The sequence below is a fragment of the Alteromonas sp. BL110 genome (assembly GCF_003443615.1).
Classification (GTDB): Bacteria; Pseudomonadota; Gammaproteobacteria; order Enterobacterales; family Alteromonadaceae; genus Alteromonas.
The window spans coordinates 979,521-1,004,514 of the sequence record NZ_CP031967.1; the positions used below are offsets into that span (position 1 = coordinate 979,521).

Sequence of the window (24,994 nt, forward strand, 5' to 3'; positions counted from 1 at the left end):
TTATGGCTCTTGGGCTGCAATCGAAACATCGTAAACGCCAGCGGCTCGTGACGCGTCCATTACCTTAATCAAGGTTTCTGTTGTGGCTTTTTTGTCAGCCTGAATAACAACGGTACCTTGTGGGTTTTCAGCATGTAGTCGCTCAATATTCGCTTGCACAGCGCGAACGTCAATACGACGCTTGTTTATCCAAATTTCGCCTTTATCTGAAATAGCGATAAGTATATTAGCGCGGTCCTTTTTCACAGCAGTTGCTGCTTCAGGACGGTTAACATCAATACCGGCTTCTTTCACAAATGACGCAGTCACGATAAAGAAGATCAACATGATAAATACAACGTCCAGCATGGGCGTCATGTCGATGTTTGCTTCTTCCTCATCGACTAGGTTTTGAAAGTGCTGCTTCATAATAAATACCTTACCTTAACGCTTAGCTAGCATTAACGTTGAATAATCAATGCATCCTCAAGATGCGTGCGTTCTGATTTCACCATACGAGTTAACCAGGTAGCGGCGAATACGCCAGAAAGTGCGCCAACCATGCCCGCCATTGTCGGGATAGTGGCTTTCGATACACCTGATGCCATTGAACGAGCATTACCTGAGCCCGCAATCGCCATTACATCGAACACTTCAATCATACCGGTAACCGTTCCCATCAAGCCTAACAGCGGACAAAGCGCTACCAGCGACTGGATAATTGGGATGCTGCCGTTAAGGCGCATGGTTAACTGTGAAATTGTTTTCTGACGAACTTGCTCAGCGAACCAAGAAGAGCGATCTGCACGTGCAGTCCACATTGCTACCGCTTCTTTCTTGGCTTGCTTGTGCCAAACCATCAGATACATCGCACGCTCGAGGATCAAAAGCCACATAACGAATATCAGCAGACCGATGACCAGGAGAACCTGGCCCCCTGTTTCTGTGAAATCGCGAATTGCTTCTAGAAACTCGATCATGATTAGCCTCGCTCAGCGCGCTCTGCAATTACGCCAGATGCTTGTTCTTGTAGGATGTACACAATGTTCTTAGAACGTGTGTTTAGCATTGCATAAAGCAGTGTCATTGGAATCGCTACAACAAGACCTAATACAGTTGTTACAAGTGCAGTTGAAATACCACCAGCCATTAGCTTAGGGTCACCTGTACCGAATAAGGTAATTGCCTGGAAGGTATTAATCATACCCGTTACCGTACCTAGTAGACCCATAAGCGGTGCAACTACTGAGATAATCTTAATGATAGTTAGGTTGCGGCCTAGCTTAGGCACTTCGCCCAAAATCGCTTCTGTAAGGTGAAGTTCAAGCGCTTCAACATCAGCGTTTGGATGCTCGTCACGTACTTTAAGTACACGGCCAAGCGGGTTGTTTGTGTTTACTTCTTTGCTCTTAAGCTGTTTGTTCACTTTCATGCGAATAAGCGACAGGGTTACAAGACGCTCTAGAGCTAGTAGAAGACCGAATGCACCAACGATAAGGATGATATAACCTACAACACCACCCTGCTCTACACGCTCTTGAAGGTTAGGCGCTTGAACAAGAAGCCCAAGAATTGAACCACCCGTTGGGTCAATACCAAACTGCACTAGTTCACCGTTTGAGCCTTGTAGTTCAGCGGCAGAGCTCATGTAACGGTCAGCAGGCTGACGTACTAGTTCAGACACTGTGCCTGTTACACCGTTGTACTCTAAGTATTTGCCATCAGCAACGAGTGCAAATGGACCTACACGTACTACAGACTTATTCACTTTTTCACCGCCCGCTTCAACAACATCAGTAGTAAAGGTGGTGACTTTGCCGGCTTCCGTCATTTCACGCTGCATTTCGAACCAAACGCGCTCAATTTCTTCAATTGATGCAAGCTTAGAGCTTGAACCCATGTCTTGCGCCATTTGATCAAGGAAGTCAGCGCGACCTGGAATCTGCGCAGAAATAACTGAGTTATAGAATTTGTTTTTGGTGTCGCCAGCGATTTGCTGAAGTACACCGAATAGCTCTTTTAGTGAACCAAGACGTGTGTCTAGTGCACCGTTCAAGTCAGCCAGTTTAAATTCGTTTTCTTCAAACTGTGTTTCAAGCTGCTCAGATTGTGCAAGCATTTGGTCACGCTTTTCACGGGTCTCGCGAAGAATGCGATCTTGCTCTGCACGTTGTGCTTGGAAATCGCGCTCGCGCTGTTTGTTTTGCTGAGATTGTGCGAACTGACCTTCTTCTAATTGCTTAAGAAGCGCGTCTAAGTCCATAGCACGGTCGCTTTGTGCGAAAGCACCAACGCTGATGCTAAGGGCTGCTAGACCAACAGCGATACGTTTTACTGTGTTAAACATTCTCATCAACCTCTTAGTCTGTAATTGCCACTGGCAGCATTAGCAAGTCTGGTGCAAGTTGCTTCTTCGCCATGCGCAGACCTTTTGTAATTTGTGTACGGTAGCTGCTATCAAGCTCTTCCCACTGACGAGTTTGCTTGTTCCAAACACCCTGCATGCTTGCATCTCGTGTTTGATAAATTAGCGCTGTGCGACCAAGGCGTAGGAATTCAACGTCACGCTCTTGACCGTTAATTGAATGAATACCGCTGTACGCTTCCATAGTGCGACCGTAGTCCATCTCTACTTGGTACGCTTCCATTACGCGACGGAATTTTTCAGACGCAGCAACGTCGGCGCGGTCCATCATAGCGCGAAGGTCAGCGACGCGATTCGCGCGCTCTTCTGGAAGGAAAGGTACGTCTAAAGCAACGAACTGTTCTAGGCCGTCAATCATGCGCATCATTAGCGGCGTAATTTGACGCTCAACAACAGACACTTCATCGATAGCAGCGTTTAGGTCTGCCATTTCTTGCTCTTGGTTATTGATTTGCTTGCGAAGCTGAGTGTTATAAACCTCAAGGCCTTCGATTTCTTTCATCAATGTTTTGAACTGTTGAAGTTTGCTGTCGATTTGGTCGGTAATACCGTTGATCTTTTCTTGCGATTTCGCCGCTGACTCGTTTATTTTCGCTGCCTCATCGACAACGGGTTTTAAGACTTCATCGTCTTGTGCAAGCACGGGTGTCGCTGCTAGCGCACCTGCTACAAGCAAGGCATTGATAAGCTTCATACATTCAAACCTTTAAAGTTAAAAGAAATCGGTTGTATCCGACTATAAATTTCTGCGCGTAGGATAGGATTTTTCTGTGACAGTTTTATTACGGAACTGTCATAAATCGATGACTATTGTCACAAAAAGAAAAGCCCGGAAGAAAAACCGGGCTTTAGGTGAATGTTGTGGTTCCCTTTTCAAAGAAGCCAAACTGGGTGTTATTTCTTAGAAGTTATAAGTAATTGAAGCGTTAATACCTGTACCTACGCTTAGCTTACGAAGCGTAAGACCTTCCTGCTCAATTTCTTTTTCATCATTGAAAATGTTTTGTACACGGAATTTAATCGTAGTGTTGAAGTCTGGGTAGTAAGTATAAACAGCATCCAATGAATGGAACGGTTTTTCAATACCATCTTCAAAACCACGCACGCCAGGCGCAATAATACGCTCGCCAAATGAGTTATAAACTATTGATGCTGAATGCTCACCGTTATCAGAATCCCAACCCAGCTGAAGGTTAGCAACCCACTCTGAGTGACCCACTAGACGACGTTTGTCATTAGTTATGGTCGCCGTGATAGTACCGCCGTAAGCTTCACGAGCCTGCTGAGAAAACAGTGATTCTTGATCGCCACTGCCAATGGTTACTTCTGAGTCAGAAAGCGTCATATTTCCTGATACAAAGAAGTTACTGAAGTTATCACCAATAAAGCCAAGGTCGTGCAAGAATTCAAATTCGATACCATACAGTTCACCTTCCTGACCGTTAGCCGTTAATAGCTGAGGCACACCTTCACCACCGTCAAACTGCACCATCTCGATAGGGTTTTCCATATCTTTGTAGAAGAGTGCAATAGACAAGTTGTTACCCTGTGACATATACCACTCCCAACGGAAGTCGATATTGGTCAGTTCAGTCTCAACCAGTGAAGGAGAACCACGTACAAGGAATTCTGTCAGCGGGTCAATAAAGAAGGTTGAGCTGATATCACGTAGGTCAGGACGAATTAGCGTCTGGCTGATGTTAAAGCGATACTGCATTTCTTCACTTGGGATATAAGTGAAAGCCAATGACGGTAGTACATCAGTTTCACTGTAGATGCTGTCAACAATAGCATCGGTATCATCTGCAAACGTATCAGAATGCTCGACAAATGGAATCGATACTTGCTGGAAATCTTCATAACGAGCACCGCCACTTACGCGGAACTTCTGGTTGAAGAATGCATCAACCATGAAATAGCCTGCGGTAAGTTTGGTTGCCGCTGAGTACTTATCACCTGCACCTGTGTTGTCCTGAAACACAGAACGCCCCGTTGAACTGGTGTAGAAGTCGTCGTTATAGATATTTTCCTGTGAGAAAATTTTATTCAAACGGCTACCTTCTTTAAAGTCAGAAGAAATACCAAAGTGACGCACCGCTAAGTCAATATTGTTACCGTCACGGGTTTTGTCGTAGTAATCCATACCGGCTTTAAGTTCAACATCGTAACCGTCGCCAAAGAATGCGGTAGACACGTTGAAACCATAGGTGTCAGACTCATCATAAAGCACCTGATATTGACGGTTTAAGTTAGTTCCTGGCGTATCATCAAGGCGTTCAAGCTCTAGTGCACCCGACTCGTCATAGAACTGCTGGAATGTTACTTCCATGATGTCTGGCGCTTCACGAGACGCACGGCTAGTTCCAACGTACCAATCGAAAAACACACCGTCTAACAAGTTAAGGAAGTTGTGCGTGCCTTTCAGCTGTGAAGAAACCATTTCACGTTCTTCGAAAATGATATCCATGCGGCGAAACTCTTCCACGCCAGGATTAGATTCACTTTCATCGAAGTAGTATCCATCGCGAACACGATCACGCATGTCGTGAAGTATCATGTTTACAAGTTCTACCTTGTGGTTACTGTTATATTCGTAACCTACGTTGAACATACCGCTCCAACGTACGTTTTGCTCAGTAGACACCATGTCGCGATATTTAGTGAAACGTGGATTTTCCTGACCACCACCAATATCGTTACCTAACATCTCTTCGGCAACGGTCCATTCGTTGCTGTAAGAAACCGTTGCAAGGAAACCAAGTACAGAGTCGTTGTCGAAAACGTAATTGTTACCAATGGTCGTACCCAAGCTGAAGTTCGGGTCTACAGACTTTTCGTCTGGGCCGATGTCCCAGTTAAATGAACTTAGGATATCCTGCGTTTCAGCCAGTGTTCTTGTACGGTCGCCCTCGAAGCCTGCAGAACCATTTGCAGCAAGACCAGAGCTGATAATGTCAGGCAGTGCACGGGTACCGTCATCACGACCTGTCCAATCATCACCGCCACCAGAATAGAAAACACCGGTATCGCTGTTTTGCGTATTCCAACCGCCACCTGCACTTACGTTAAATACAAACTCAGATGGGATTGATTTAGTACGAATGTTTACGTTACCACCACCAAAGTGACCAGGCATGTTGGGTGAGTAAGATTTCTGAACGTTTAGGCTTTCGATGATACTTGATGGGAATAAATCAAGCGGTACAACCGAGCGCGTAGGATCCGGACTTGGTACCGTCATGCCATTTAGCTGTGTGCTTGAATAACGCTCACCCAAACCACGAACGTAGATAAATTTACCGTCAACTAGCGTAAGACCTGTCACACGTCGAAGTGCAGCAGCTGCATCGCCGTCACCGGTACGAGAAATTTGTTCTGCCCCAAGAATATCCGCAACGAACGCCTGATTTTGACGCTCTTGTAAAACCGCCGTTGCGGTTCCTTTAAGTCGCGTGCCCGTAGCAACGACTTCTTCAATTACTTCGTCTTCTGACTGCTGTGCTACTGCTGATAACGGTAACGCGCTTGCGCCAAGAATGGACGCGATAGCCAGCGAAAGTCCACCGACTTTAAATGCTGACGTTTGATTGTTTTTCATTGTGTAACTCCTAAGAAACTGTAATCAGGTAGCTGCGCTTACACAAAAGCTAAGGCGTTAAAACGCCTTAGCTTTACTGTGTCTCGCATTCACTTATTAGTCTTGAAGACCAACAGTTACCCAACCCAGTGTCCAGTCAGACTCACCGTCGAATGCACCTTGGAAGTCTGTGCTATCAAAGAAAGCGTCCAAAGTAGAAGCGTCGAAGCCTGAACCTAATAAAACTGAATTGCTTGCAGGTACGAAACCTGTTGAATCAAAGCCAAGTGCTGCAGTGTCAGCAAGTACACTGTTGCCGTCTTGACCTTCAAACCACGCTTGGGTGCTGTCTGTACCTATTGTATCTGAACCAAATGCGCTCGCAGATGAACATGCTACTGTTGAGTGTGTAACAGTTAGTGAACCTGCTGCTGCGTTAGCAATTGACTCGTCACCATTCACTCGTAGGCAGTTGCTGTAGTTTGCACCACCGGTAACCACTAGGTTTTTGATTGTACCCGCTGTACCGTTGCGAAGACGTACACCGTTTGTATTGTCTGCACCTAAGATTGTTACATTAGAGACTGTTGGTGTAGTCAGTGGTGTCCACGCAGGGTTATCTTCGTTGTTGTCAGCTTCAAAGGCATTGTCGCCGCCCGCTGCATCTTGCTTGATAACTACGTACTGCGCCTTACCTGTCCAACCGAATGACCAGTCTAGAGAATCATCACCGATAGCTGTTAAAACTAAGTGACTTACGTTCACTGTACCGCCGAAGAACTCAACGCCATCATCTAAGTTTTGGTGAACTTGGATGAAGTCTACTTCAGTGCCGCTACCGACACCCGCAAATGAAATACCATTTAGCTCATCACCTGCTGCAAGTGCTTTACCTGCGTGCTTAACGATAACGTAGCGAAGCGTACCTGAGTTATCTTCACTGTCTGCACCACCATATAGGCCTGCATCACCTTCTGCGGCTACACCACAGTTTGTCAGTTCAGCTTCAGACGTATCACCGTCGTCACCTGTGTTACATAGGTTTGTTGGTGCGTTACCTAGAATAACCAGACCGCCCCATTGGCCAATGGCTGTTTCGCCGCCAGTCATATCTTCTGAAGATGTAAAGGTAATTGGCAGTGTTGCAGTACCAGACGCTTCAATCTTAGAGCCACGACGGACAACCAAGAAATCATCACCGTCTTCACCGAATACCGTAGTACCACGCTGAATGTAAAGTGAAGCGCTGTCAGCGTTGTCGTTACCTACCGCTGTACGACCTTTAATTAGCCAGTGAGCATCGTTAGTTAGCGATACGTCAGACGTGAACACGGTGTCAGCAGCGAGCTGATAAACAGGCTTATCAGTGATATCAGGGAAGCTCGCAGACACGTCGGTCGCCAAGCCTTGCTCTAGTGCCGTTGTAACGTCAGCAGGAATGCTGTCATTTACCGCAACAGTCCAACCGTCCATCCAGTTGTTGTCACCGTCGAATGCGCCGATATAGTCAGTTGCTGCGAAGAAGTCATTCTCTTGTGATACATCAACGCCCGCGCCAAGAAGTGGTGAGCCAGAGCGAGGTGTAAAGCCATCGTTAGAAAGCATTAGTGCATCAGCGGTAAGCACGCTGTTACCTGTTTGACCTTCGAACCATGCTTGAGTAGTACCACCACCAATAGTGTCTGAACCAAAGTTATTGCCTGCTTCACAAGCAACCACTGAATGTTCTACAGAAAGCTCGCCAGATACTGCGTTAGCAATCGACTCGTCGCCGTTAACACGTAGGCAGTTAGAATAGCCTTCACCAGCAGTAACAACTAGATTGCGGATGTTACCCGCAGTACCGTTACGTAGACGAACGCCGTTAGTTGTGTCAGCGCCAACGATAGTCACGTTAGAAATAGTAGGCTTAGTGAGTGGAAGCCACGCTGGGTTGTCTTCGTTATTATCCGCTTCAATAGCGTTGTCGCCACCCGCAGCTGATTGTTGGATATAAACGTTTTGCGCGTTACCTGTCCAACCGAAAGACCAATCTAGCGAGTCATCACCGATATCAGTAAGTACAACGTTACGTACGCTAACGGTACCGCCAAAGAACTCAATACCGTCATCAAGGTTTTGGTGAACTTGAATGTACTCGACTTTAGTGCCTGAACCGATACCTGCAAATGAAATACCGTTTAGCTCGTCACCCGCTGCAAGCGCGCGGCCTGCGTGCTTAACTACTACGTAGCGAAGTGAACCTGTGCTATCTGCAGGATTATTGCCGCCGTAAAGACCCGCGTCACCTTCAGCAGCCACACCACACGCAGCAAGTTCAGCGTCAGAGGTATCTGAATCATCACCGGTATTACATAGGTTAGTTGGTGCATTACCTAGAAGAACGATACCGCCCCATTGGCCGATACCCGTTTCGTCACCGATAAGGTCTTGTACAGAGGTAAACGTGATAGGTGCACTTGCTGTACCGTTAGCTTCAATCATTGAGCCACGACGTACTACCAAGAAGTCATCACCTTGCTCACCAAACACAGTCGTACCTTGTTCGATGTATAGTGTTGCGCTGTCTTCGTTATCGTTACCTACTGCAGTACGGCCTTTAATTAGCCAGTAAGCATCGTTAGTAAGTGTAACGTCAGATGTGAATGTGGTGTCTGCAGCAATTTCGTAAACCGGCTTGTCTAGGTCGAAGTCAGCCGATACGTCTGTTGCTAGACCTTGTGCAAATGCGTTTTGAACGTCAGTTGGGAAACCGCCGTTTACGCCTACCGTCCAACCTACAGTCCAGTCTGTGCCGTTAGGATTGAATGCACCAATATATTGACCGCCGCCAAGTGCTACAGGAGAAGAGGCAGTTGGGAAGTAACCGTTATCTTCAAGCATTAATGCAGACGCAGCTAAAACGCTGTTGCCATCTTGACCTTCAAACCATGCTTGAGTAGTGCCACCATTAATGGTGTCAGAGCCAAAGTTGTTCGCAGGCGTTTCACACGCAACGATAGAATCAGTAATTGAAAGCTCGCCCGACTCAGCATTTGCAATCGCTTCGTCACCGTTTACGCGAAGACAATTGTTCGCCAGGGTAGAACCTGTAATCAGTACATTTGAAAGTACACCTGCCGTACCGTTGCGTAAACGTACGCCATTTGTGCCATCAGCACTTACAATCGTCACGTTTGAAACAGTTGGCTTAGTTAGCGGTAACCATGACGGGTTGTCTTCGTTGTTGTCCGCTTCGATTGCGTTGTCGCCGCCGTCAGCTGACTGTTGGATATAAACGTTAGTTGCGCTACCAGTCCAGCCAAATGACCAATCTAGTGAATCGTCACCGATGTCAGTAAGTACAACATTACTTACATTAACTGTACCACCGAAGAACTCAATACCGTCATCAAGGTTTTGGTGAACCTGAATATAGTTAACTGTGGTGCCTGAACCGATACCAGCGAATGAAATACCGTTTAACTCGTCACCTGATGCCAGTGCTTTACCCGCATGCTTAACGACAACATACTCTAGGGTACCTGAGTTATCTTCTGGATTATTACCGCCGTAAAGACCCGCGTCACCTTCTGCAGAAACACCACAGTTTGCTAGTTCTTCATCAGATGTATCTGCATCGTCACCCGTATTACAAAGGTTAGTTGGTGCATTACCTAGCAGAACGACACCGCCCCACTGACCGATTGAAGTTTCTTCACCAGTAACGTCCTGTACCGATGTCATTACAATAGGCGCTGAAGACGTACCAGATGCGTCAATTTGAGAGCCACGACGTACAACCAAGAAGTCATCGCCGTCTTCGCCGATTACTGTAGTACCTTCTTGAATAGTTAGTACCGCTGCATCAGCGTTGTCGTTACCAACAGCCGTACGACCTTTGATGATCCAGTGAGCATCGTTCGTTAAGGTCATATCTTGAGTGATAGTTAAATCAGTATCTAGACGATAGACGGGCTTGTCTGTAATCGTTCCTGAGAATTCGCTTGATACGTCAGTGGCAAAGCCTAAGGAGAACGGCGTATCTACATCAGGGGTAGTCGGTGTCGTTGGTGTTGTAGGTGTAGTTGGTGTTGTTGGAGTTGTTACTACTTCATCACCTTCATTAATATTGATGTCACCGCCACAGCCTGCAAGGACAAGCGCAGTCGTTATAGCGCTTACCTTAAATATGTTACGAATTTCCATTAAATTCTCCAGATTTTTGTAATACGGATTCTAAGGTTTGCTAGAGAGTAAATGAGATCGGTGACATTTTTGTTACAAAGCAAAAAACTTATCGAATTTATTTGAACTTTTTCAGCTTTGAACTAAAGCCTATATAAAGCTATTGCTTTTCAATTAGATAAAACAAAATTGATTAAAAATAAAACTAAAAGCTTAACCCAAGTTGATTAGTTTTTCGTTCTAAACCATTTGGTGATGACAGTTTTGTGACCGCGGGTGACAGGTTCTGCGAAATGAACACTGTCAAAGTTGGGGTCGCCAGAGGGCAGTAAATTGTTCCAAAAAAGTGCCTTTCCCTTTTTAGGGCTTACTGCAATATTTAGCTTAGTAAAACGTGTGTAACCGCCGTCACATTCATCATTAAGGTAAATCATGCACGTCCATGTTCGCTGACCGCGCGATAGACAATGCGCTTTATACTGCGGGCTACCTGGAGGAAAGAAGTCGTAGTGCGGTTTGTAATATTCCCCAACGTTGTAGTGTTGAGCCTGAATAACTTCCCCTTCTCCCACGCCTAAGCTAAGTGTTGAAACAATGCGACTATCAATGTTTTTGACTAGCTCATTACCAAGAAAGGCTAATTCACATGTTGAAGAAGTTCTAATGTCATCAGCGCTAGCGGCTCCTGCTAGTTTAGAGGGCGCAAGTTTATCTTTGGTTAGCGCGACAATGTCGTCACACTCTTCGCTACTCAAGAAGTTATCGTACGCAAAGAGCTGAATGTCACTGGGCTCGGCAAGTGGCTTAGCCTCTTCCGCGTGGGTGATAGCACTTTTTGCTAGCTTCTCGTAGAAATTTGAAGAGGGAGAAAACTGATAATCGGTGGGCAGATTGGCGCCGAGCACTTTTTTGATCGTGTAGGGAGAAAAGCCGTTTTCCACTAGGGTGGTTACGATAGTTGGCACAGCTGTCCCTGACAGCAAGCATTTGACAACCCATTGTTTCCACGCAGGCGGCATATACGACACTATTTTATCCTTTGCTTTTAACGGCGAGTGATACGGCTTCTACTTTAGTTTTTCTATTCCAACAATCGGCGTTGGCGTACCAGTACGTCTTCGCGAATAGGGAAATACCCGTCCCTTAACACTTGATGCTGTCCTTCCTGTGACAAGATATAGCGCAAAAACTCTCTTTCCAGAGTAGGTAAAGGCTCACCGGGCTTTTTATTTATCACTAAATAAAGAAAACGGGCAAACGGATACGTTTCGTTGCGCACCGTATCAATAGAAAGAGGGATTAAGCTATCTAGCGATTCACCCAATGGCAGCGCGCGGACACCTGCGGTTTTATAACCGTAAGCGGCATAGCCAATGGCACCTGTACCGCTAGCCACGGACAGTACTACAGATGCAGAGCCAGGTTGTTCGTTTACTGTGTTTTTAAAATCACCATCACACAGCGCCATCACTTTAAACAAGCCGTAAGTACCCGACACTGAATTCCGGCCGTACAGCCTGATAGGAGAACGATATCCTATGTCGTCAACGCCGAGCTGAGACCAATTGGTGATGGCTGTAATGCTGCCACAAAACTGGGTTTCAGAAAATACCGCATCAACTTGTTCAAGGGTCATCCCCGGCAGCGGGTTGCGCCTATCCACAAAAATGGCGATGGCATCCATTGCCACTTTTAATACCGTAGGCGGGTAACCGTGAACGCGCGTAAAATCACGTATTTCACTGGGCTTTAACTCTCGGCTCATAGGGCCTATGGTGGCAGTACCTTCGATCAGCGCAGGCGGGGCGGTAGAAGAACCAGAGGCCTGTATCTGAAAACCGACTTGAGGATAGAGAGTTTTGAATTCCTGTGACCAGAAGGTCATTAAGTTTGCCAGCGTGTCTGAGCCCACTGAGGATATTTTCCCAGCCACACCAGGCTTGCGTTCGTAGGCTGGGACTTGATAAGTGCTTGAAGCAGAAGAAACGCTTTGGGCAGCCTGAGGATTCGCGAATAATGCTAGTGGAGACAACAGACCTATTACCAACGATAAACTTACAACACCGCGGTATAGCCCATTCACTATGTTATGACATTTGCTCACCAAGGTTTACTGCCTCTTAAGTTTACAGCTGCTCTGCAATTAACTCGTTATCCAGCACGAAGGAAAAATTACTGCCCTCGCCCAACGTGCTGGTTATTTCTAAGCGGGAATTATGATGACTTAGCACGTGTTTTACAATGGATAACCCTAAGCCTGAACCGCCGGTTTTACGGGAGCGTGCTTTATCTACACGGTAAAAGCGTTCTGTTAAGCGATTAAGGTGGTTTTGTTCAATGCCATCACCGTTATCTACTACAGAAAACTGGGCACCGCTCGCACCGCGCTGCCAATATACGTTGATTTCCCCGCCCGCAGGGGTGTAGTGAACGGCGTTAAATACTAAGTTAGAACAGGCACTGCGAAGCTCAGTTTCTACACCAAAAACATACAGCTCTTCATCAATATGGAATTTGATAGAGTGGTTCTTTTCTTTGTTAAGGGCCAGTGCTTCTCTTTCCACTTGGGCAAGCACAGCAGGAATATTCACCACGTTTTCGTAAATACGTTCAGAACTTGCTTCGATACGCGATAACACAAGCAAATCTTCTATCAAGTTTTGCATGCGATGAGTTTGCGATGTCATTTCTTTCATCGCTTTGTGCATAAACGGATCGGTTTGTTCGTCAACCGGAAGGATCTCTAAGTATCCATTGATAACCGTTAGCGGCGTTCGAAGCTCATGAGATACGTTCGCCACAAAATCCTTACGCATTTCTTCAAGCTGAGATACGCGCGTTATATCCCGGGCAATCAGAAGAAGGTGCTCGTCGCCATAAGGCATTATTCGATATTCAAAGGTTTTATTGGGGTTCGTCGGCGATGGTACTTCAATAGGGTATTTGTAGTTACCCGCATGGAAGTACTGAATAAATTCAGGATGACGCAACAAATTGTCGATTCGACGGCCTGAGTCCTGGGGCCACTTTAGGCCTAAATCTAACCGCGCAAGGCGATTACACCACATAATACATGCTTTTGAATCAACCACTACTGCTGCATCTGGCAAGGCTTCAGAACCCTCTCTAAAGCGTTTTACTAACTCGCCAAGTTCTTTACGCTTGTTGCGATTTCGGCGCTGAAGGTAATAAATACCTTCATAAATATGCTCCCATACACCTCGAACAGTAGGAGGAGACATTTTGCGACTGTGCCACAGCCAGCGATTCAGCTTATAAAGATGCCAGTAGTTGAATAGTAGTAACAAAGTCGCACCAATGGCGACAGCGAATAGCATATCGTCCAGATACCACCCGACCAGCGCAAAAATCACCAGGAATAGCACTAAGCGCAATGTACTTCTCAACCAAGAGAACGGGTAATACATGAAATAGCTCGCGTTGTTGAAAGTGGAAATAAACGCACGCTCGCGTGGCGCAGAGACGTGGAGGGAATGGTGCCATACCACTCCCTGAACACTACATCTTATTAAAGCTTAGTAGAAAAACGATAACCCGCACCGCGTACGGTTTGGATCATAGCATCATGTCCGTGGCGAGAGATAGCTTTGCGCAAGCGTCGGATGTGAACATCTACTGTTCTGTCTTCAACGTAAACATTGGTGCCCCACACGTTATCAAGAAGAAGCTCTCGGCTGTATACTCGCTCTGGATGGGTCATGAAAAAGTGCAATAGCTTGAATTCTGTCGGCCCCATATCCAGTGGCTCTTCATTTGCCATAACGCGATGCGATACAGGTTCAAGTTTAAGCCCGTTAAACTCAATCGGCTCTTCATTTGATGTGGGCGTAACTCTACGCATTACCGCTTTAATTCTTGCCACTAGCTCCTTTGGCGAGAAGGGTTTAGTCACGTAATCGTCAGCACCTGCATCTAGGCCTCGAATTTTATCTTCTTCTTCCCCCCGGGCAGTAAGCATGATGACGGGAATGTCACGAGTAAACTCGTGTTGCTTTAAACTTTTTGCTAGCTGCACACCGCTTCCACCCGGCAGCATCCAATCCAGTAGGATCAAATCGGGGTAAGGTTCGCAAATTTTTTCCTGCGCGATGTCGAAATCTTCGGCTTCAATAATGTTAAAACCAGACTGCTCAAGTACAAACTTAAGCATCTCACGGATAGGCGCTTCGTCCTCAACCACCAACACTGTACGAGACATCGTAATATTCCTGCTCATTTATAAACGCCGTTATTATTAATGTGGTCTGTGACAGTTTTATTAAAACGATTACATTAATGTGTCAAGTTTAATACGGTTATAAAACACGGTTTGACCAAAGTTTATACATAGAATCTTGTTTATTCATACAATTGCGCATATTCTTGAATTGTCAAAAATATCTACACGTATGTAATTCAAAATGGCGCTTTCATCACAAGTGTGAGAATCATAAAAGTCTGAAGTAACAGGGGTGTGTTTTTCTATGGCTGCGGTCAAGACAGGGTTATCAAGGAAGCTCTTAGCAAGGGTATTGTCGGTGTACTTTGCGCTCACACTTCTTGTGACATTAGGACAAATTTTTACAGAATACCTTAGTACTAAAAATCACGTTGAAAGCGAGCTTCAAACGTTAAAAAACACCTTTTCTTCTAGTCTTACTCGCGCATTGTGGGAGCTCAATAATGACCAAGTGCGAGCCATCGCTGAAGGGCTAATGTCATTGCCTATTGTGGAGGGACTTCAAGTACGGGGTGAAAATGGCAACTACATTGCTGAGTACGGCATTCGGGTTCAGCGCTCTCCCGCGCCTATCAATCAAGAATTGATAGAGGATCATCCCGGTGGCGTTTTTAGCTATAGCTTTCCACTCGTTTTCAAATTCTCTGGCCGCGAGTCTACCGTAGGCGATGTTACTTTATACTCAAGCTTCGATACTATATTTAGCCGTATTGAAGTAGGTGTTTTCTTTCTTATCGGCAACGCGATAGTGAAGACTACCTTCCTTGTTTTTTTATTTATGACAGCCTTTCGCACTATGCTCTCTGAACCCTTACAGTCCATCACTGAGCAAATGGGTAACTTCGACCCTCAGCACCCTGCAGAGAGTAAGTTCAACATCAAATCGGATGATGACAACGAGCTATTGCAACTTAAAGAGTCGTATAACAATGTTATTGATGACCTTATCATTTCAAATAACAAGCTGAATAATGCGCAAAGCGAGCTAACGCTTGCCAATAAAAAGTTAGATGATCAAAACCTTATTTTAGAACAGGAAGTGGCGAAAAAAACCGCGTCTTTGTCACAAATCATGCTCGATTTAGAGCAGCAAAAAGACGAGCTTATTGCCCACCAGCGGGAGCTTCGCCAGGAAAACGAAAATCGCCAGTATATAGAAGCAGAGCTTCGCAAACGCAACCAAGAACTCGCAAGCTCAATGGACACGCTTCACCAAGCGCAAGAGCAGTTAGTAGAATCAGAGCGCATGGCTTCACTTGGCGGGCTTGTTGCCGGTATTGCACACGACGTTAATACGCCTTTAGGCGTGAGCGTTACCGCAGCCAGTTTTCTGCAAGAGCGACTAAACAACCTGAAGACTGATTTTGAAGATAAAAGCCTGACCAGTAAAAATATGGCAAGTTTTATTGATGAAGCAGAGCAAACTGCGCTTTTACTCTTAAGTAACTTAGAGCGCGCCTCTGACCTTATCGCCAGCTTTAAACAAGTGGCCGTTGACCAAACCAGTGAAACCGAGCGCGAGTTTGTATTAGGTGACTACATCAAGGAAATCATTCAATCTCTCAAGCCAAGCTTTAAACAAACCCAACATCAAATCAACGTAACCTGCCCTGATAATTTAGTTGTAACCTGTGCCCCCGGCGCTATTGCTCAAATTGTGACAAATATGGTCGTTAATTCGCTCATGCATGGCTTTGAAAGTAAAGCCGCTGGCACAGTAACACTCGATGTGAAAGAAGAGGGTGATAATGTTGTTATTTCCTATAATGATGACGGCAGGGGCTTAAGTGAAGATGAATTAAGTCAGTTATTTGATGCTTTCTTTACCACTAAACGAGGAGAAGGTGGCAGCGGTCTGGGCACACATATTATGTATAACTTGGTGACGCAGTCACTGCATGGCCACATCGAAGCAAACAGCACGGTCGGCAACGGCTTACAGTACACCATTCGTTTTCCCAAAAAGAGTGTGTAACCTTTTTTACTATTTTTAATTAGGGCGCGCACTTCAAGCGCCCGTTTATGTATCTAACAATCCTTTATTCAATTGCACCGCAAGTCTTACGTTGGTACGCTTGCGCCCTATTTTTATCAAGAGAATGCTTACACTATGTGGTTTAAAAATGTAAAAGCCTATCAAATTACTCAGCCGCTATCGCTAGACGAGGGTGATTTAGAGCGAGTCTTAAACGAACATGCTTTTCGCCCGTGCGGCAGCCAAGATTTAGCAACCATGGGGTTTGCCTCTCCGTTTTCTCAAGCTGGTAAGCAAGGCACCATGTTTCATGTTGTTCAACAGCGCTTTTGGATAACGCTAAAGAAACAAGAAAAAATATTGCCTGGTGCTGTAGTCAATGCAGAGCTTGACGAAATGGTGGCTAAAATTGAGATGGAAACGGGTTCGCCAGTCGGCAAAAAAGCTAAAGCAGACCTTAAGCAAGAAATTCAAACTCGCCTGCTGCCTCAGGCCTTTACAAAAAACACTTACACGCACGGTTTTATCTCGCTTGCAGACAATTTGGTAGTAGTTGATGCGTCATCTGACGGCAAAGCCGAAGCCTTTTTGGCTATGGTAAGAAAAGCCATTGGTTCACTACCGGTCGTTCCCTTTACGCGCAGAAGCCTTCAAAGCGAACTTACGCACTGGGTTACTGAGTCAACACCAGAAGGTGTTGGGCTACTTGAAGAAGCAGAGCTTAAATCTACCGATGATACAGGCAGTGTCATTCGCTGTAAGAACCAACCCCTTGATAGCGAAGAAATCAGTATTCACTTGGATGCCGGTAAGCTAGTTCAAAAAGTCGCGTTTGAATATGCAGAAACCTTAACGGCTATTATGTGTGAAGATGGTGCTATTAAACGTATTAAGTTCACCGACCGCATCAAAGAAGAAACTGACGACGTACCAAAGGATCAGGTAGAAGCACGCCTTGATGCAGAGTTCGCGCTAATGTCAGCAGAAATTTGTACGCTGCTCAATTTCCTTAGTGGTGCGCTCAATCTTAACGACGATAGTTTGTAAGCGAGCGATCAATAAAGCGCAATCTATTCTCAAATTTCAATTAACCGTTTAATTCAAAGCCTAATCACTATTACAGTAATTAGGCTTTTCATAAATATCCCTAGCGTACCCTTTTTAATTAGCTTGCTTTTGTAGAGGCGATTTTTACAAAAGCTTTCTAGCCGCTCAAAAAACATTACTTAGCCACTTCAAGCGGGGTAGTGAATTACCACAACAAAGCGCGTTTCTCCTACTTCGTCTCGATAACCGTGGGGCTGGTCTGCACGCAACATACATTGCTCTTGAGCCTGATAGCTTTTCCACTGTCCATCTTGCAAAACCCCTAACTTTCCTTGTAGTACGTGAATGTGTTCTGTCACACCTATTTGATGGGCCGAAGAGTGCTGCTCATGAAAATCCTTCAAGCAAAGCTCAAACATTTCAAACTGAGTCACTGCACTAAACGGGAATAGCGTTTTAATGGTTACGTTTGGGTCGTTAGCGAACTTATCATCTGCGTGTTGAGACGTAGGTGCTGCTTCATCACCAGACAAGAAAGAAGAAAAAGAGCACGCAAGACCTGTGGCTATTTTCCATAAGGTAGCGATAGTTGGGCTGGACTCACCTCGCTCTATTTGCCCAAGCATGGCTTTGGACACCCCGGTTAATTTGGCTGTTTTATCAAGCGAAAGGCCTCGCTCTTTACGAACTGATTGCAGGTGTTGGGCAATGCTTTTTGAAATAGCAGAAGGCTGCGCATTCGCTTTTGTCATTTATTGAAGGCCTTTTATTTCGTCGCTGATATGAACAAAGCATTTGTGCGCTATAACGCACAAATGGTAAATTACCTATTGTACGTTATAGCGCACGAAAAGGTAGAGTAGCACATTGATAGACACTAAAAGCGTGTTTTTATCACTCGTCGAGTCCAAATCGAAATTCCATCACGAGGGTTTTCATGAGTAAATGGAAGTTAAGCCATATCAGCGCGGGGCTTACCGCCGTTACGGTAGGTTACAGTAGCTCTGTTGTCATTATTATTGACGTAGCGCGCAAAGCCGGCGCTAGCGATGACATGGTAATAAGCTGGTTATTCGCGCTAGGGCTTGGTATGGGTATTACCTGCATTCTATTTTCCTGGCTATCCAAACTGCCTGTTGTTACAGCGTGGTCTACGCCTGGCGCGGCTTTCTTGTTAACCAGTATTGGTGATTACCGATTAAGCGAAGCCATTGGCGCTTTTGTAATATGCGCAATGCTTTCTCTTGTAACGGCGCAAAGTCGTAGCCTGCTTAAACAAATAAGTCGCATTCCTCCTTCAATTTCATCGTCACTTGTGGCCGGTATCCTCTTACCCATATGCCTTGCGATATTTACCGATGTAAAAGAAGCGCCGCACCTAGTTGCGTTATTTATTTCCGCTTACCTAATAGGGAGCCGACTATTTCCCCGTTATCTGATGCTGTTATTACTGGTTATGTCTGTGGGAATTAGTTTGTTTATGGGGAGTGCCAGCGGTGTTGTTGCTTTACCAAGCACCTCATCAGGGCTGTCATCAATATTTACCCTGCCCGAGCCTATTTGGGTAACGCCCACTTTCTCTTTAAGTGCCACTATTGGGTTAGCCTTTCCCCTTTTCGTTATCACTACGCTTTCTCAAAACTTGCCTGCCATAGCTATTCATCACGCCCACGGCTATACGCCCGACCATAAGCCTATTTTATCAGGTATCGCCATTGTTCAGGCCCTATTAGCACCGTTTGGTGGTTTTACCTTTAACTTAGCGGCAATCACGGCCGCATTGTGCATGGGTGAGCAAGCGGATAGTGAAAAGTCACAGCGCTATAGAGCTGCCATAGCGGCCGGCGTGGCGTACTTATTTATGGGGCTATTAGCGTCAGTTGTCGTAGCATTATTTGTTAGCATGCCCAGTATCATTATTCACCTACTTGCTGGACTAGCTCTCTTAGCTACGCTACAAGGGGCGATAGTTCGCGCTATGGAAGTTGAGCACCACAGGGCTCCAGCACTGCTTACCATGCTATGTACGGCGTCAGGCTTTAGCTTATTTTCTATGACTTCAGCGGTGTGGGGATTGGGGCTAGGTTTACTATTACTGTATGTTCAAAAGAAACCTGCTAGCGCGTAGGTTTGCTGATTAAGCGCTGTACCTATAGCTAACCTACATAATAAAAAGGCCGATACGTTTGAAGATGCACCTCTGTATCGGCCTAACACTACTTTGTAGAATTGGGGGGTAGCTCAAAAGCTTAACTGCTTATAAGAAAATTTGCTTCGCGGCGCTTGTTAGCTCTTCAAATTCATCAGAGTGAAGCTCGCCCATATCTTCGACCACACCACGTTGTATAGCTAAGTTCAAAATAGCGTCTTTTTGGCTACCTGCAGCACCCGAAACCGCCGCACCTACGCGAACAAAGTCAATATAACTTAGCGCATCAGGGAGATAGCTTAAGTCTTTCCAGTTTTTCGCTACATTAACGAAGCTTTCACCAAAACCCCATTCCCGCATAATACTCGCGCCAATGCGGCCCGCGAGTTTATCTATCGCCACTTCAAGGAAAGAAGGATTAGCAAAAACCTCAGGGTGACGTTCAGCTTCGGTCAAAATAGGCAGTACGCCAATATTGTGTACCAATGCAGCTAAGGTCATAGTATCCATGCTCATTTCCCGCTTTTTGGTGCGAGCTATGTAAAGCTGTAATACCGCCATTGCACTGGCAACTATGTTTACCGTATTCGCCCATTCCTGTTGCAGATAACGAGCAACTACATCGTTTTTAGATACGAACAGCTGCTCCATTGCCAGTGCGGTAGAAATATTCTTAATTTGTCGCAGGCCAATACGCGTTACTGCCTGACTGATAGAGGTTACTTTAACACTGCGCCCCATATAAGCACTGTTTGCAATTTTGATCATTCTTGCACTAAGTGATGGGTCTTGTCCGATTACCTCGCCCATAGCATTAAGATTAATGTCGGGGTCATCTGCTGCTTTACGGACTTTCAATGCAATAGCAGGAAGTGTAGGAAGGACCAGTGTGTCATTGTTTATTTTTTCAACCAAGATAGTTGAAAGCGCGTTCTGTGTAGACATATTTCTACCCTTAGAAAGTTCCAAATTGCCTTGATAAGGCGATAGTTTGCGTTACCCGTACTCCATTTAGCCAACATCAACCTGATGCGCCAAATAAATTGAGTATTTGTGCGTTGCATTCCCTGCGCTTATTCACATAGGCCTCTATGTTTCACGCTAAAATACAAACCGTTTATTGTTTTATTATGGTATTTCTATCACCATACTATAGTAGCTCTCTCGTTTCGACCAACTAAAAAAGACGGGCTTAATGCGAATGTTTAACGGCCGCAGTAGCCCAAGAGCTCACTCAAAGTATAGACAACAAGCAGCAAACCACTATTGATATTAAGCAAATAATTTTCATACTTTTGTATAAAATCAAAAGCATAGCTATAGTGAGTTACGCAAACACCTCCCCACATACTTAAATCAATACGGGAAAACGACACGGTAAACCTTATGATTAAAAAAACGACTTCAACTTATTCGCCTATTGCTGCTGCAGTAGCAGGGCTATTTATGCTGACCGCCTGCAGCAAAAGCGCCGATACAACGCAAACTCAAACGGCAAAGCCTGAAACCGATACAGCGCAAACTTTACTTGTAGACGAGTCCCGCTTGTCTATTTATCACGGTGTAGACCTTACCAGCGATTTATCACACCTTAGTGACAACCAGCATAAAATGCTTTCGCTTTTAATAGATGCGTCAAAAATTATGGATGACCTGTTTTGGAAGCAGGCATTTTTTGAAGATAAAGACGCCTTCCTTTCCTCAATAAGCGACGAAAAAGTACGCCATTTTGCCGCCATAAACTATGGACCTTGGGATCGACTTAACGGCGATACACCATTTATCAGCGGCTATGCAGACAAAACCCTAGGCGCTGAGTTTTACCCTCACGATATGGAAAAGGAAGAATTTGCTACGGCTGAGTTTGCCGACAAACAAGGCTTGTATTCTATGGTGAAGCGCGATGAAGCCGGTAACCTTTATTCTGTGCCCTACTCTGAAGCATTTAAAAGCGAATTAATGAAGGCATCTGATTTGCTTAAGGAGGCGTCTACCCTGGCTGAAGACGAAAGCTTCAAGCAATACCTGCAACTGCGTTCTGAGGCATTGTTGTCTAACGACTATCTTGCTTCCGATATGGCGTGGATGGATATGAAGACCAACCCTGTTGAGCTGGTTATTGGCCCTATTGAAAGCTACGAAGATCAACTCTTTGGCTATCGCGCGGCATTTGAAGCCTACGTGCTTATTAAAGATTTAGCGTGGAGTGAGAAGCTAGCTAAGTACGCCGCTTTCCTACCTGAGCTTCAGCAAGGCCTTCCTGTTGCTGATGCTTACAAAGCTGAGATGCCTGGCTCTGATGCAGACCTCAATGCGTATGACGTTATTTATTACGCAGGCCACTCTAATGCCGGTAGCAAAACCATTGCGATTAACCTGCCAAATGACGAGCGCGTACAGCTAGAAAAAGGCACCCGCCGTCTACAGCTGAAAAACGCAATGCGCGCCAAATTCGATACTATTTTAGTACCTATTGCAGATACGCTAATTGTGCCTGAACAACGTGAACACATTACGTTTGACGCCTTTTTCGCAAATACTATGTTTCACGAAGTGGCTCATGGTCTTGGCATTAAAAACACCTTAGACGGTTCGGGTACCGTGCGCGGCGCACTTAAGGAACATGCTTCAGCCCTTGAAGAAGGTAAAGCAGATATTCTAGGTTTGTACATGGTACAAAGCCTTCTAGAAAAAGGTGAAATTACCGAAGGTACACTGGAAGACTATTACGTTACTTTTATGGCGGGAATTTTCCGTTCAGTGCGTTTCGGTGCAAGCTCTGCTCACGGCAAAGCGAACATGATTCGTTTTAACTTTTTTGCACAGCAAGGTGCGTTTGAGAAAACAGAAGACGGCATGTATCGCGTGAATATGGAGAAGATGGGTGCTGCAGTAGAGGCACTTTCTGAATTGATCCTTACGCTTCAAGGTGACGGCGATTACGACGGTGTCGCAAAACTGGTCGAAACTATGGGTGTAATTAAGCCTGACCTCGCGTCAGATTTAGCACGCTTAGAAGCAGCCAGCATCCCGGTTGATATTCACTTTAATCAAGGTAAGAAAGTGTTAGGACTTGCTGAATAAGCTATTTTATTTCAATTATTTAGCTAATATAGCTGCAGCGTAAACAAAAATGCCGCCTTCTAAATAGAAGGCGGCATTTTTTTATCTTTAAGCGAAAACGTTACTCTACGTGCTGCTTCATATTCTCAGTATACGGAGGCCAGCCCAGCGGTTTGCCCGCCAACACGTGAAGGTGAATGTGATATACGGTTTGGCCGCCGTATTCGTTACAATTCATGACGGTACGAAAACCCTGATCGGCAAATCCTTGCTCCTTGGCAATTTTTGCTGCTACATATGACAAGTGCCCTACTACTTCGCGATCTTCTTCAGCAATATCATTTACCGTGGCAATTTGCTTTTTAGGAATAACCAAAAAGTGAGTAGGCGCCTGAGGGTTTATATCTTTAAACGCCAGCGCTAGTTCGTCTTCGTACAAAATCTCTGCTGGAATTTCCTTGCTGATAATTTTATCAAAAATTGTTTCTGCCATGTCTCACATTCCTTTTTAATCAGGTGTTTAACTATTGCGTTAGCGATCGATGGTTGTTCTCTCGCCAATGCAATAACAAAGTCTAAACTACAGTGTTTTTACTCGGCTCGATGCCTTGTATTAAGCGAAAACAAACCATAGAAGTATTACGCCCAACGCTAAGCGATAGATAACGAAAGGCAGCATGCCTATACGAGATATCCAGCTTAGGAATAAATAAATACAAAGGTAAGCACTTACAAATGAAAATGCTGCGCCATACAGCAATGCATACCAGTCCACCGCTTCATTTGCTTTGAGTAAATCTAAGGTGGCTAGCAACCCTGCACCTAAGATGACAGGTATAGACAGTAAGAAAGAAAAGCGCGCGCAGGCTTCGCGTTTTAATCCTAGCATCAAGCCAGCAGTCATAGTTATACCCGAGCGAGATGTCCCCGGAATTAACGCTAACACCTGGGCTAAGCCGATATAAATGGCTTGTTTTAGCGTTAGGCCTTCAAGCTCTTGTTCCCGCTTTGCTGTCGAATCGGCATACCATAAAAGCAAACCGAAAATGATGGTGGTACCTGCGATTACCAATGCTGTACGTGCATTATCTTCTATCCAGCCTTTCATCAAAAAGCCAATGATGACCGCTGGAATAGTCGCCACAATAACGTACCACGCAAGTTTACTGTCGGTAGATTGCTGCTTGCTGAAGCCTTGAGTCACCCATGCTACTGTCATCTGCCCTATTTCTTGACGAAAATAGATCATAACTGCAAGAAGGCTTCCCACATGTACTGCTACGTCAAACGCCAAACCCTGGCTTACCCAACCGAAAAGCTCAGCGGGTAGCAGCAAGTGCCCAGAACTACTGATTGGAAGAAATTCAGTAACGCCCTGAATGATTGCTAAAATAATGATTTCGAAAAGTGTCATTCCTTTGCTTAACTCCAAGTAAAGTCAATTGGCCATAATTGTTGTTTCTGTTTATCAAAGTTTTGCCACATTTGGGCATAGGTTTCTTGCGTTTCAGGGTGAATGTCGTCGGGAACAAGTTCAGCTAACGGCCAAAGCACAAACGCGTTGTAACAAATCTCTTCGCGAGGCAAAACCACAGGGGATGTGGTTACCTTACTATCATAGGTAAGCAAATCGAGATCAAGGGTTCTAGCGCAGAATTTTTTATCGGTATGCACTCTTCCATTGTCTTTCTCAATTGCTTTCAGTATTGCACACACCTCTTCAACATTTTTTGATGTTGTCGCCCGGGCGGCAGCATTATAAAAAGGACTCCCGTTGAAGCCTACAGCTTCGCTTTCATAAACGGAAGACACTGAAACATCTGAGAAGTGTTGTTTTAGGGCAACCAAAGACTGTCTCGTATAATGCTCGCGCTCAATATTAGAACCAATGCTGATTAAAATGGTATGTTTAGGCATTAGATGCGCTCTTTTCGCATTTCAACGGCAACGGTTTGCGCATTAGGAAGAATATTAGGTTTAACGATTTTAAGCGTTATTGAAGCAACCGAGAAGTGTTCAAGTACGGCATCCATAACCTTACTCCCGAAAGCCTCTAGTAGTTCGAACGTACTTTCTTTACCAACTTCCACGATGCACTCGGCTACTTTTGCATAATCTACCGTATCAGCAACATCATCACTTTGCATCGCTGTGCTTAAGTCGACATCAAGTGTTACATCGAGAAGTAGTTGGGTGGTTCTAACTCGTTCCCAATCATAAACACCAATCAGGGTGTCTACTTCAAGCCCTGTTATATAAATTTTTCCCATGGAATTTTTTCATCTTGTCTGTTATCAAACCAGTTTATTGCCCTACTTTCCGGCTTCAATACTGGTCTTACTACTGCGCTTTCAACCACATATTGCTGGTAA

Annotated in this window: 20 protein-coding genes; 4 read left to right on the forward strand and 16 right to left on the reverse strand. The window is 45.2% G+C overall.

What is annotated here, in order from left to right:
* The 10 genes from D1814_RS04245 to phoB form a co-directional block, all read right to left on the reverse strand.
* Positions 1–408, reverse strand: a complete 408-nt coding sequence (locus D1814_RS04245) for an ExbD/TolR family protein (RefSeq protein WP_015066235.1) — start codon at positions 406–408, stop codon at positions 1–3.
* A gap of 32 nt (positions 409–440) precedes the next feature.
* Positions 441–959 (reverse strand): MotA/TolQ/ExbB proton channel family protein, encoded by a 519-nt coding sequence (locus D1814_RS04250; protein ID WP_025256525.1) that lies wholly within the window; start codon positions 957–959, stop codon positions 441–443.
* A gap of 2 nt (positions 960–961) precedes the next feature.
* The gene (locus D1814_RS04255; protein ID WP_118490253.1) at positions 962–2,326 is read right to left on the reverse strand and encodes a MotA/TolQ/ExbB proton channel family protein; all 1,365 of its coding nucleotides are present in this window, start codon (positions 2,324–2,326) and stop codon (positions 962–964) included.
* Positions 2,327–2,339: 13 nt separating this feature from the next.
* Entirely contained in the window at positions 2,340–3,098 is a 759-nt protein-coding gene (locus tag D1814_RS04260; protein WP_014948287.1) for a DUF3450 domain-containing protein, read from the reverse strand.
* Positions 3,099–3,305: 207 nt separating this feature from the next.
* Positions 3,306–6,002, reverse strand: a complete 2,697-nt coding sequence (locus tag D1814_RS04265) for a TonB-dependent receptor domain-containing protein (protein ID WP_118490254.1) — start codon at positions 6,000–6,002, stop codon at positions 3,306–3,308.
* 96 nt (positions 6,003–6,098) lie between these two features.
* The gene (locus tag D1814_RS04270; protein WP_118490255.1) at positions 6,099–10,169 is read right to left on the reverse strand and encodes a beta strand repeat-containing protein; all 4,071 of its coding nucleotides are present in this window, start codon (positions 10,167–10,169) and stop codon (positions 6,099–6,101) included.
* Between the two features lie 206 nt (positions 10,170–10,375).
* Complete coding sequence (locus D1814_RS04275) at positions 10,376–11,167, reverse strand: prolyl hydroxylase family protein (protein WP_118490256.1); 792 nt, start codon at positions 11,165–11,167, stop codon at positions 10,376–10,378.
* A gap of 62 nt (positions 11,168–11,229) precedes the next feature.
* Positions 11,230–12,252: a PstS family phosphate ABC transporter substrate-binding protein gene (locus tag D1814_RS04280; protein ID WP_118490257.1), complete on the reverse strand. Its 1,023-nt coding sequence runs from the start codon at positions 12,250–12,252 to the stop codon at positions 11,230–11,232.
* A gap of 22 nt (positions 12,253–12,274) precedes the next feature.
* Positions 12,275–13,576: a phosphate regulon sensor histidine kinase PhoR gene (phoR, locus tag D1814_RS04285; RefSeq protein ID WP_118490258.1), complete on the reverse strand. Its 1,302-nt coding sequence runs from the start codon at positions 13,574–13,576 to the stop codon at positions 12,275–12,277.
* A gap of 101 nt (positions 13,577–13,677) precedes the next feature.
* Positions 13,678–14,367: a phosphate regulon transcriptional regulator PhoB gene (gene phoB / locus D1814_RS04290; RefSeq protein WP_118490259.1), complete on the reverse strand. Its 690-nt coding sequence runs from the start codon at positions 14,365–14,367 to the stop codon at positions 13,678–13,680.
* A gap of 265 nt (positions 14,368–14,632) precedes the next feature.
* On the opposite strand from phoB, the gene D1814_RS04295 reads away from it, so the two are divergent.
* Together D1814_RS04295 and rdgC are read left to right on the forward strand one after the other, a co-directional pair.
* Positions 14,633–16,363, forward strand: coding sequence for a sensor histidine kinase (locus tag D1814_RS04295; RefSeq protein WP_118490260.1), 1,731 nt, complete (start codon positions 14,633–14,635; stop codon positions 16,361–16,363).
* A gap of 135 nt (positions 16,364–16,498) precedes the next feature.
* Complete coding sequence (gene rdgC, locus D1814_RS04300) at positions 16,499–17,410, forward strand: recombination-associated protein RdgC (RefSeq protein ID WP_118490261.1); 912 nt, start codon at positions 16,499–16,501, stop codon at positions 17,408–17,410.
* Positions 17,411–17,598: 188 nt separating this feature from the next.
* On the opposite strand, the gene D1814_RS04305 is transcribed toward rdgC, so the two are convergent.
* Positions 17,599–18,162: a helix-turn-helix domain-containing protein gene (locus D1814_RS04305; protein ID WP_118490262.1), complete on the reverse strand. Its 564-nt coding sequence runs from the start codon at positions 18,160–18,162 to the stop codon at positions 17,599–17,601.
* Between the two features lie 185 nt (positions 18,163–18,347).
* Here D1814_RS04305 and D1814_RS04310 point away from each other — a divergent pair, with 185 nt between their 5' ends.
* Positions 18,348–19,538: a benzoate/H(+) symporter BenE family transporter gene (locus D1814_RS04310; RefSeq protein ID WP_118490263.1), complete on the forward strand. Its 1,191-nt coding sequence runs from the start codon at positions 18,348–18,350 to the stop codon at positions 19,536–19,538.
* 129 nt (positions 19,539–19,667) lie between these two features.
* Here the strand turns inward: D1814_RS04310 and D1814_RS04315 are convergent, their stop codons facing one another.
* Positions 19,668–20,504, reverse strand: coding sequence for an HDOD domain-containing protein (locus D1814_RS04315; protein ID WP_118490264.1), 837 nt, complete (start codon positions 20,502–20,504; stop codon positions 19,668–19,670).
* A 444-nt stretch (positions 20,505–20,948) separates the two neighbouring features.
* Between D1814_RS04315 and D1814_RS04320 the strand changes: the two genes are divergently transcribed.
* Complete coding sequence (locus D1814_RS04320; RefSeq protein ID WP_118495303.1) at positions 20,949–22,643, forward strand: dipeptidyl-peptidase 3 family protein; 1,695 nt, start codon at positions 20,949–20,951, stop codon at positions 22,641–22,643.
* A gap of 100 nt (positions 22,644–22,743) precedes the next feature.
* Here D1814_RS04320 and D1814_RS04325 read toward each other — a convergent pair whose 3' ends face one another.
* The 4 genes from D1814_RS04325 to folB all read right to left on the reverse strand — a co-directional run bounded on the left by D1814_RS04325 (position 22,744) and on the right by folB (position 24,892).
* A complete protein-coding gene (locus D1814_RS04325) occupies positions 22,744–23,115 on the reverse strand; it encodes a histidine triad nucleotide-binding protein (RefSeq protein ID WP_118490265.1) in 372 nt (123 codons plus the stop codon).
* Positions 23,116–23,235: 120 nt separating this feature from the next.
* Positions 23,236–24,036: an undecaprenyl-diphosphate phosphatase gene (locus D1814_RS04330; protein ID WP_118490266.1), complete on the reverse strand. Its 801-nt coding sequence runs from the start codon at positions 24,034–24,036 to the stop codon at positions 23,236–23,238.
* An 8-nt stretch (positions 24,037–24,044) separates the two neighbouring features.
* Entirely contained in the window at positions 24,045–24,539 is a 495-nt protein-coding gene (folK, locus tag D1814_RS04335) for a 2-amino-4-hydroxy-6-hydroxymethyldihydropteridine diphosphokinase (protein WP_118490267.1), read from the reverse strand.
* Complete coding sequence (gene folB, locus D1814_RS04340) at positions 24,539–24,892, reverse strand: dihydroneopterin aldolase (protein WP_118490268.1); 354 nt, start codon at positions 24,890–24,892, stop codon at positions 24,539–24,541. The genes folK and folB overlap by 1 nt, the downstream gene beginning before the upstream one ends.
* Positions 24,893–24,994: the final 102 nt, after the last annotated feature.

Excerpts from the sequence above, each read along its gene's own strand:
- D1814_RS04245 (WP_015066235.1), bottom strand. The coding sequence starts at position 408 with ATGAAGCAGCACTTTCAAAACCTAGTCGATGAGGAAGAAGCAAACATC.
- D1814_RS04250 (WP_025256525.1), bottom strand. The coding sequence starts at position 959 with ATGATCGAGTTTCTAGAAGCAATTCGCGATTTCACAGAAACAGGGGGC.
- D1814_RS04255 (WP_118490253.1), bottom strand. The coding sequence starts at position 2,326 with ATGTTTAACACAGTAAAACGTATCGCTGTTGGTCTAGCAGCCCTTAGC.
- D1814_RS04260 (WP_014948287.1), bottom strand. The coding sequence starts at position 3,098 with ATGAAGCTTATCAATGCCTTGCTTGTAGCAGGTGCGCTAGCAGCGACA.
- D1814_RS04265 (WP_118490254.1), bottom strand. The coding sequence starts at position 6,002 with ATGAAAAACAATCAAACGTCAGCATTTAAAGTCGGTGGACTTTCGCTG.
- D1814_RS04270 (WP_118490255.1), bottom strand. The coding sequence starts at position 10,169 with ATGGAAATTCGTAACATATTTAAGGTAAGCGCTATAACGACTGCGCTT.
- D1814_RS04275 (WP_118490256.1), bottom strand. The coding sequence starts at position 11,167 with ATGCCGCCTGCGTGGAAACAATGGGTTGTCAAATGCTTGCTGTCAGGG.
- phoR (WP_118490258.1), bottom strand. The coding sequence starts at position 13,576 with ATGTATTACCCGTTCTCTTGGTTGAGAAGTACATTGCGCTTAGTGCTA.
- phoB (WP_118490259.1), bottom strand. The coding sequence starts at position 14,367 with ATGTCTCGTACAGTGTTGGTGGTTGAGGACGAAGCGCCTATCCGTGAG.
- D1814_RS04295 (WP_118490260.1), top strand. The coding sequence starts at position 14,633 with ATGGCTGCGGTCAAGACAGGGTTATCAAGGAAGCTCTTAGCAAGGGTA.
- rdgC (WP_118490261.1), top strand. The coding sequence starts at position 16,499 with ATGTGGTTTAAAAATGTAAAAGCCTATCAAATTACTCAGCCGCTATCG.
- D1814_RS04305 (WP_118490262.1), bottom strand. The coding sequence starts at position 18,162 with ATGACAAAAGCGAATGCGCAGCCTTCTGCTATTTCAAAAAGCATTGCC.
- D1814_RS04310 (WP_118490263.1), top strand. The coding sequence starts at position 18,348 with ATGAGTAAATGGAAGTTAAGCCATATCAGCGCGGGGCTTACCGCCGTT.
- D1814_RS04315 (WP_118490264.1), bottom strand. The coding sequence starts at position 20,504 with ATGTCTACACAGAACGCGCTTTCAACTATCTTGGTTGAAAAAATAAAC.
- D1814_RS04325 (WP_118490265.1), bottom strand. The coding sequence starts at position 23,115 with ATGGCAGAAACAATTTTTGATAAAATTATCAGCAAGGAAATTCCAGCA.
- D1814_RS04330 (WP_118490266.1), bottom strand. The coding sequence starts at position 24,036 with ATGACACTTTTCGAAATCATTATTTTAGCAATCATTCAGGGCGTTACT.
- folK (WP_118490267.1), bottom strand. The coding sequence starts at position 24,539 with ATGCCTAAACATACCATTTTAATCAGCATTGGTTCTAATATTGAGCGC.
- folB (WP_118490268.1), bottom strand. The coding sequence starts at position 24,892 with ATGGGAAAAATTTATATAACAGGGCTTGAAGTAGACACCCTGATTGGT.